Source organism: Oleiphilus sp. HI0117, assembly GCF_001635235.1.
Window position 1 is genome coordinate 1 of sequence record NZ_LWGA01000685.1, and the last position, 4,307, is coordinate 4,307.

Consider the following 4,307-nt stretch of genomic DNA (forward strand, 5'->3'; position numbering starts at 1 on the left):
TCCTCTGGTAGCTGACGGTGACGGCAATATCAGTCTGGACACCGCTCAAAGCTACAACTTTGGTTTCGCGATTCATGACGATTACAGCAACGGCCGTTTCCATCATGTATCACTTGGGTACAAATTGGGCTTCGATAATGCCGATGTAGAAATCAATGCAGTTAAGCAATAAAAGCTAGTAAATAAGAAAACGGTGAGCGTTATGTGGATGAGATCAGTCAAAAAAACAGGTAAGGGATTGGCAATAGTGCTATTCGCGAACTTGTTGCTGGCGGGCGTCTCATCTGCAGAACTTGTTGAAGTAAAGACACACAAGATGCGTTTCATACCGGAAGTTGTAACAGTCAATATTGGCGATACGGTGCGTTGGCTGAATGTCGAGAAGAGGCAGTATCACAGCGTATGGTTTGAAGGTTTGGGAGAGCCTGAAGGTGAATACTTCTGGCCCGAAGAAAGCGTTGAACGCTTATTTGATCGCGCTGGTGTCTTTGACTATCGCTGCGGACCTCATCCACAGATGAGGGGCAAGGTTATTGTTAAAAAAGCTGAGCTGAAAGTTTCTGAAGAGCGTGCACTGGAACTGGACTATTTAGTGAAACAAGACTGTGGATCATGTCATGGGATGCTGTTTAAAGGTGGTTTAGGCCCGGCTTTGTTGCCGGAAAATATCAAGGCATATTCGGTTGAAGACTTAATGGCTGTCATCCTACATGGTCGCCCTGGAACGCCAATGCCCCCATGGAAAGCTATTTTGTCTGAGGCGGATGCTAACTGGATTGCTAAAGCTTTGAAGTCGGGAGAAATGATAGATGCGAATTAAAAGCCTTGCAGTGGCCTTACTAAGTATTAGTTTGGGGGCGTGTACTTGTTTGCATACCCAGACGGAGCCCAGGGCAACAGGTGACATGGGCGTCATTATTGAACGTGCTACTGGAAGCGTAAAGATCATCGATACCAGTGACAAGAAGCCCGTCGGCAGCATAGATCAATTGGGAGACCTTTCGCACGCTTCCGTTGTTTTTTCTCGTGACGAACGGTACGCCTATGTATTTGGTCGCGATGGTGGCTTAAGCAAGATCGATATCTTGACTGAAGAGATCAGTAAGCGAGTGATTCAAAGCGGTAATAGTATTGGCGGTGCCATTAGTCAGGATGGATCTTTAGTAGCTGTTTCCAACTACACGCCTGGTGGCGTAAAGGTCTTCGATAGCGAAACGCTTGAGTTGGTGGTGGATATTCCTGCGACAGAATTCATTGACCCAAGAAGCGGTAAAAGCAAACGCTCTAAAGTTGTTGGTTTGGTGGATGCACCCGGAAAGAAATTTGTTTTCAGTCTCTTCGATACGCATGAAATATGGGTGGCAGACTTTTCAGGGGAAGACAGCTCTAAACCCCAACTTACCAAGTACCGAGATACTGGCTTACAACCTTATGACGCACTGATCTCACCCGATGGCCGTTACTACATCGCAGGATTGTTTGGTGAAGATGGTATGTCGAAACTTGACTTATGGCACCTTGAAAACCCGCCAGAAAAGATATTGCCAAATTACGGCCGGGGAGAGCAGAAGCTACCCGTCTACAAGATGCCTCACCTGGAAGGTTGGGCTGTTGCAGGCAACTATGCATTTGTTCCTGCCGTTGGGCAGCACCAAGTATTGGTGGTGGATATGAACACTTGGCAGCAAGTAGACAAAATCGATGTGCATGGTCAGCCAGTGTTTGTCATGGCTAGACCGGATGGTCGCCAAATTTGGGTGAACTTTGCCTATCCAAATAATGACACGCTCCAAGTAATAGATGCTGAAAGCCGCTCATTATTTAAAACACTAAAACCTGGAAAGGGTGTGCTTCATATGGAGTTTACTTCACGTGGTGAGCATGTGTGGGCTTCTGTCAGAGATTTAAACTTGGTGAATATCTATGACACCGAAACCTTGGATTTAATAAATCAGTTTGAGGCGACAAGTCCTAGTGGGATTTTCTTTACCTCTCGGGCGCATCGTTTGGGCTTATAAAGCTCCGGTCGCTCCAAAAACAAGAACAGTGAGAAAGAAAGGTGATGTGATGAATATACAAGCTCCTAGCAATACAGGTATTGAACCCGAAAGAGTCGTTCTGGATGACTTGAGCAGTAGTTTATTAGATTCCTATCAACGTAACTTTCCTATCACTTCACGGCCCTTTGCCGACATGGCAGAGCAGTTGAATTGCTCCGAACCAGATGTATTGACCAAGCTCTTGGCACTTAAAGATAGCGGTATGCTGACGCGCATAGGGCCGGTGTTTGACCATAAGCGAGCCGGGGCTAGTCTCTTGGCGGCTGTGAGCGTTCCATCTGAGCTGACAGAAAAAGTAGCTGCCCAGATTAACGAATATGAAGAGGTGAATCATAACTACGGACGAGAGCATAGTTATAATCTGTGGTTCGTTGTTACGGCACCGACTCCCAAATTTCTGGACTTGATACTGGATGATATGGAAAAGACGATTGGCTTTCCAATCCTACGCTTGCCAATGGAAAAGGCTTATCATATCGACTTGGGGTTTCATGTGGGTGATAGAAAAACGGATCGCCCCTTCACTCAGCACCTTCATAACACGAATAACCGTGAGTCTGGCGAAAAAATTAGACTCATTGAGAGCGGTGATGTCCTTTCTGATTACTTGCAACAGCGACTTCGAGAGCTAATACAAGATGGTTTTCCTTTAACCCGGAAGCCTTTTGAGCGCCTGTCACAGACGCTAAGCCAATATCAAGGTGAAGAGTGTTCAGCTGTTACCGAGTTGCAGGTGATAGATACGCTCAATTACTGGGTACAAAGCGGCCTGATTAAGCGTATAGGGTTGATTACCAATCATCACAAACTTGGTTTTAAAGAAAATGCCATGGTGGTCTGGAATATTCCAGAAGATCAAACTGACAGGATTGGTAAGATTTTTAAAGAATCCGGTTTGGTGAGCTTGTGTTATAAGCGTCGAAGACAGTTACCTGAGTGGCCCTATAATCTCTACTGCATGATTCACAGTCGGGACCGGAATCTGGTTGCAGAACATATTGAAAAACTGGTAGGGCTGGCCGAGCTTAAAAATACTGAGAAAAACATTCTATTTAGTACGCATCAATATAAGCAAAAGGGTGGAGTTTATACGCGCTCGCAAAGGCAGCATAAAATTGAAATAGCCTCACCCGTTGCGAACCTGGCTTCGCTTGTTGCACCCTTATCACTTGCGGGGAATCATTCATGAATGCCATGGATTTGAAGATCATAAACCGTCTCCAGTATGGTTTTCCTATTTGTGAATACCCTTTTGCCGAAGTTGCAAAAGAGCTGGACATAAAAGAATCAGAGTTGATCGACCGAGTTGAGAAGATGCGTGCCGATAAAACGCTAACGCGCTTTGGCCCAATGTACCATGCAGAGCAGTTGGGTGGTGCACTGTCACTTGCCGGTATGGCGATACCGGAAGAGCGCTTTGATGAAGTAGCTGAAATCGTCAATGGCTTTCCCGAGATTGCTCACAACTACAAACGGACTCACGAATTGAATATGTGGTTTGTGATTGCAACTGAGGAACAGGAAGGTAAAGGGCGAGTGATCGAAGAAATTGAACGTCAGACAGGATTTAAGGTCTACGACATGCCGAAGAAGGAGGAGTTCTATGTTGGATTCTATCTCGACCTCGAATGATTTTTATCGCCCTCAAGCGGAGGACTTACCTATGGAGGAGGAAGAAAACTACTCACTATCGAGTATAGATCGCGAGTTGATCGTCTTGACTCAGGAGGGTTTGCCTCTTGCCCCACGACCTTATCATGTGCTGGGTTTGATGTTGAATATATCTGCCGATGAGGTGATGGCGCGTCTGCAACGTATGTTAGATAAAGGGATTATTCGAAGAATCGCTGCAGTACCCAATCACTACAAACTGGGCTTTAAAGTAAACGGTATGACTGTGTGGGATGTGTCCGACGAAAAGGTGAGTGAATTAGGACAAGCTTTGGGCGATTTATCCTTTGTTAGTCACTGTTATCACAGGCCCCGCCACTTACCGCTATGGAGGTATAACCTCTTTGCCATGGTTCATGGTAAAACTAAACAAGAAGTTGCGAAATATATAGAGCAGATCAATCAGCTATTGGGTGATGACTTACGAGCGAGCGATGTGCTCTACAGTACCAAAATATTAAAAAAGACCGGTCTACGAATCGGTCAGAGAGAAGCGCCACCTAGCGCTAAAAAGACCTGAACAGAGACCAATAGAATAAGGCGAAGTGCCATGTTTAGAATTAGCCAGTACATGAA

5 protein-coding genes are annotated in these 4,307 nt (G+C 45.6%); all 5 read left to right on the forward strand.

Annotation, left to right across the window (positions count from 1 at the left end):
- The first annotated feature begins 208 nt into the window (after positions 1–208).
- Genes A3757_RS25700 through A3757_RS09610 form a run of 5 tightly spaced genes read left to right on the forward strand, consistent with a single transcriptional unit; the run spans position 209 to position 4,251 of the window.
- Entirely contained in the window at positions 209–820 is a 612-nt protein-coding gene (locus A3757_RS25700) for a c-type cytochrome (RefSeq protein ID WP_197469971.1), read from the forward strand.
- Complete coding sequence (locus tag A3757_RS09595) at positions 810–2,018, forward strand: cytochrome D1 domain-containing protein (RefSeq protein WP_068514293.1); 1,209 nt, start codon at positions 810–812, stop codon at positions 2,016–2,018. Before A3757_RS25700 ends, A3757_RS09595 begins: the two co-directional genes overlap by 11 nt.
- Positions 2,019–2,067: 49 nt before the next feature.
- The gene (locus A3757_RS09600; protein WP_068514296.1) at positions 2,068–3,249 is read left to right on the forward strand and encodes an Lrp/AsnC family transcriptional regulator; all 1,182 of its coding nucleotides are present in this window, start codon (positions 2,068–2,070) and stop codon (positions 3,247–3,249) included.
- A complete protein-coding gene (locus A3757_RS09605; protein WP_068508088.1) occupies positions 3,246–3,692 on the forward strand; it encodes an Lrp/AsnC family transcriptional regulator in 447 nt (148 codons plus the stop codon). Before A3757_RS09600 ends, A3757_RS09605 begins: the two co-directional genes overlap by 4 nt.
- Entirely contained in the window at positions 3,664–4,251 is a 588-nt protein-coding gene (locus tag A3757_RS09610; protein WP_231875547.1) for an Lrp/AsnC family transcriptional regulator, read from the forward strand. The genes A3757_RS09605 and A3757_RS09610 overlap by 29 nt, the downstream gene beginning before the upstream one ends.
- The last annotated feature ends 56 nt before the right edge of the window (positions 4,252–4,307 follow it).

Coding starts and splice junctions, on each gene's coding strand:
- A3757_RS25700 (WP_197469971.1), top strand. CDS start 209: ATGAGATCAGTCAAAAAAACAGGTAAGGGATTGGCAATAGTGCTATTC.
- A3757_RS09595 (WP_068514293.1), top strand. CDS start 810: ATGCGAATTAAAAGCCTTGCAGTGGCCTTACTAAGTATTAGTTTGGGG.
- A3757_RS09600 (WP_068514296.1), top strand. CDS start 2,068: ATGAATATACAAGCTCCTAGCAATACAGGTATTGAACCCGAAAGAGTC.
- A3757_RS09605 (WP_068508088.1), top strand. CDS start 3,246: ATGAATGCCATGGATTTGAAGATCATAAACCGTCTCCAGTATGGTTTT.
- A3757_RS09610 (WP_231875547.1), top strand. CDS start 3,664: ATGTTGGATTCTATCTCGACCTCGAATGATTTTTATCGCCCTCAAGCG.